This window comes from Micromonospora sp. MH33, assembly GCF_003013775.1.
GTDB classification, from domain to species: Bacteria; Actinomycetota; Actinomycetes; order Mycobacteriales; family Micromonosporaceae; genus Micromonospora; species Micromonospora fulviviridis.
On sequence record NZ_MUYZ01000503.1, the window covers coordinates 1 to 2,898 of the forward strand.

2 protein-coding genes and 1 pseudogene are annotated in these 2,898 nt (G+C 72.6%); 2 read left to right on the forward strand and 1 reads right to left on the reverse strand.

Translation table 11 applies throughout. The features are described from left to right. A pseudogene (locus tag B0E53_RS39925) lies at nt 1-294 on the reverse strand (hypothetical protein); the annotation flags it as partial. A gap of 373 nt (nt 295-667) precedes the next feature. On the opposite strand from B0E53_RS39925, the gene B0E53_RS35035 reads away from it, so the two are divergent. Continuing rightward, on the forward strand, nt 668-862 hold the full coding sequence (locus B0E53_RS35035) for a hypothetical protein (protein WP_007456482.1): 195 nt from the start codon (nt 668-670) through the stop codon (nt 860-862). A 301-nt stretch (nt 863-1,163) separates the two neighbouring features. Next, on the forward strand, nt 1,164-2,898 hold a 1,735-nt coding region (locus tag B0E53_RS35040), incomplete at its 3' end, for an AAA family ATPase (protein ID WP_146167920.1).

Consider the following 2,898-nt stretch of genomic DNA (forward strand, 5'->3'; position numbering starts at 1 on the left):
GTCGGCGTACCGCCCGGCGTCGGCCCACCCGTGCGCGGCGGCACCGGCGGCGGGGAGGTTGCCGGTGCGCTCCGCGGTGTGGTCGTCCCGCCACGGGGCGGCCCGCGCGTCGGCCCGCCAGGCGCCGGTGGGCGCCTCGGTCCGGTCCGGGCCGGGCTGCTCCGGCTCGTCCCCGAAGAGGTACGACGACCGCGGCTCGGGCCGGTCGGTGAGCCAGGCCGGTCCCTCGTCGGTCGGCGGCTCGGGGCGTCGGGGAACGCCATCCGGTTCGATCGGGTCGGTCCAGCGGTACACGCCTGTCCCCTTTACGGGTCGGTTGCGGGCCGCAGTGACGCTACGGGCGGGCCGCGAGCTGCGGCAACGTGGCTAAGAAAGAGTTAAGGGGAACCAGACAGCAAGGGTGAGGCGTTCACACATTCCCGGGCGTACAGTAAAGGCGTCCGGACAGAGCGTGTCCGCGCCTTGTGGCAACCCCCCGACAAGTGGACCGGGCGACGTGGAGATGATCTACGGCCTGCGGGAACTTGACGAAGGAGGGGGGTTCGGCTCAATATATAGGTGTCGCCAGTCGCGCCCAGCCATGCCCGGATTTTGCGGGGATGGCAGCCGCGAACATCATGGGCGCGCGTTGGCCGGCCTTTCCGGCAGCGCATATCAAGGAGTCAGCATGGCGAAGGCCCTCTACGGCCACGTAGGTGCAGCGCCCGACCGGCGTCTGCTCGACGAGGTCACCCGACTGCGTGCCAGGGTTCAGGCACTGGAGTTCGAGATCACGCGTCTGCGCGCCGACAATGATCGGCTTGCGGCGGCTGCGGCGGAGGCTGACGACCTCCTCCGGCTGGCCGAGCCCGCGCTGACCTGATCTCCGGTTGTCGGAAAACTGAATCGCACCACACAGAAAACGCGCGCCGACACCCAGTGCCGGCGCGCAGCTTTTTGTTTCCGGGACCGTATTTCGCGATCTTGCCGGGCCTCCCGGAATTGCGCCCCGCAATTCTGATCTTGCACTTTCCCGTGGCGTACGCCACATCGCCGGAAACCGGACAGCTCCGGCACGGGGTGGGTCGCGTACCAGGCTCTCCCCGCCCGCGGGTTAGTCTGCGGGTTCACCAGGTCCGCGCAGCCGGCGACGGTACGGCGGCCACCGGACGAGGATCGAGAAGGTGCATCTCAAGAGCCTGACGGTGAAGGGCTTCAAGTCCTTCGCCTCCGCGACGACGCTGAAGCTGGAGCCCGGGATCACCTGTGTGGTGGGCCCGAACGGCTCCGGCAAGTCCAACGTCGTCGACGCCATCGCCTGGGTGCTCGGCGAGCAGGGCGCCAAGGCGCTGCGCGGCGGCAAGATGGAGGACGTCATCTTCGCCGGCACCGCCGGGCGGGCGCCGCTCGGGCGGGCCGAGGTCACCCTCACCATCGACAACACCGACGGCGCGCTGCCGATCGAGTACACCGAGGTCTCCATCACCCGCCGGATGTTCCGCTCCGGCGAGAGCGAGTACGAGATCAACGGCGACTCCTGCCGGCTGCTGGACATCCAGGAGCTGCTCTCGGACTCCGGCATCGGCCGGGAGATGCACATTATCGTCGGGCAGGGCCGGCTCGACGGCATGTTGCACGCCAAGCCGGAGGACCGGCGGGCGTTCATCGAGGAGGCGGCCGGCGTCCTCAAGCACCGCAAGCGCAAGGAGAAGGCGCTGCGGAAGCTCGACGCGATGCAGACGAACCTCAACCGGCTCACCGACCTCACCGCCGAGCTGCGCCGCCAGCTCAAGCCGCTGGGCCGGCAGGCCGAGGTGGCCCGCCGGGCCGCCGCCATCCAGGCCAACCTGCGCGACGCCCGGCTGCGGCTGCTCGCCGACGACCTGCACACCCTGCGCACCACGCTGGACCGGGAGATCGCCGACGAGACCGCGCTGCGCGAGCGGCGCGAGCAGATCGAGGGCGAGCACGGCGAGGTGCAGGGCCGCCTCGGCGAGCTGGAGGCGGCGCTGGCCGAGGACGCCCCGCTGCTCGCCGCGGCCCAGGACACCTGGTACAAGCTCTCCGCGCTTCAGGAGCGGTTCCGCTCCATCGAGCAGCTCGCCCGGGAACGGCTGCGGCACCTCAGCGCCACCGGCGACGACGAGCGCCCCGGCCGCGACCCGGACCAGTTGGAGGCCGAGTCCCGGCGGGTCCGCGAGCAGGAGGAGGAGGTGCGCGCGGCGCTCACCGAGGACCAGATCCGGCTCGCCGAGGCGGTCGAGCACCGCCAGGAGCTGGAACGGCAGCTCGCCGCCGCGGAGCGTGAACTGGTCGCCGCGGCCAAGGCCATCGCCGACCGGCGGGAGGGGCTGGCCCGGCTGACCGGCCAGGTCAACTCCGCCCGGGCCCGGACCACCAGCGCCGGCGAGGAGATCGAACGGCTCGCCGCCGCGCACACCGACGCGCTGACCCGCGCCGAGAAGGCCCAGGCCGAACTCGACGCGGTCGCCGAGCAGTCCACCGAGGCCGACCGGGACAACGCCGACCTGGACGCCCGGCACGCCGAAGCGGTCGCCGTGCACGAGCAGGCCCAGGCCGCCGTGCGCAGCCTCGCCGACGCCGAGCGGACCGCCGAGAAGGACGCCGCCACCTGGACGGCCCGCGAGGAGGCGCTCGCCCTCGGCCTGCGCCGCAAGGACGGCGCGGGTGCCCTGCTGGCCCGCGCCGACCAGGTGCCCGGCCTGCTCGGCAGCCTCGCCGGTCTGCTCACCGTCGCCCCGGGCAACGAGGCGGCGCTCGCCGCCGCGCTCGGCGGGCTCGCCGACGCGGTCGCGGTCAGCGGGGTGGACGAGGCCGTCGAGGCCATGCGGCTGCTCAAGATCTCCGACGCCGGCCGGGCCGGCCTGCTGGTCGGCGGCCCCGCCGGCCCCGGCATGG